Origin of the sequence: Adlercreutzia sp. DFI.6.23 (assembly GCF_024462535.1) — a bacterium.
Taxonomy (GTDB): Bacteria; Actinomycetota; Coriobacteriia; order Coriobacteriales; family Eggerthellaceae; genus Adlercreutzia; species Adlercreutzia rubneri.
The window spans coordinates 1-310 of the sequence record NZ_JANGBP010000392.1 but is presented as its reverse complement, the minus strand read 5'-3'; the positions used below and the strand labels follow the sequence as shown (position 1 = coordinate 310).

1 protein-coding gene is annotated in these 310 nt (G+C 62.9%); it reads right to left on the bottom strand.

All coding sequences use genetic code 11. The features are described from left to right. A partial coding sequence (locus NE591_RS13855) for an ABC transporter permease (RefSeq protein WP_256156932.1) occupies nt 1-310 on the bottom strand: 310 nt, incomplete at both ends.

Genomic DNA, 310 nt, shown 5'->3' with positions numbered 1-310 from the left:
TGGATGACACGGTGATGGAAAGAAAAACGTCGGCCCAAAGCCCCCGCACGACCTTGTTCGTGCGGCCCGTGGCGATCTGCGTCGCCGCGATGCACATGCCCAGCCGCACCAAACACACGAGCCCCCACGTCTGATCCTTGAAAAGATAGCCCAGAAGCAGACCCATGGCGAGCAGCTGCAGAAACGCCCGCACGGTAGAGACGGCGATGCGGCGGCTCTGCCCGAGCCCCATGCGCCACGACACAATACCCGCCACCAACAGGAGCAAGCTTGCGCCCACCAGTTCCACATACCCGATGTTCACCACGCC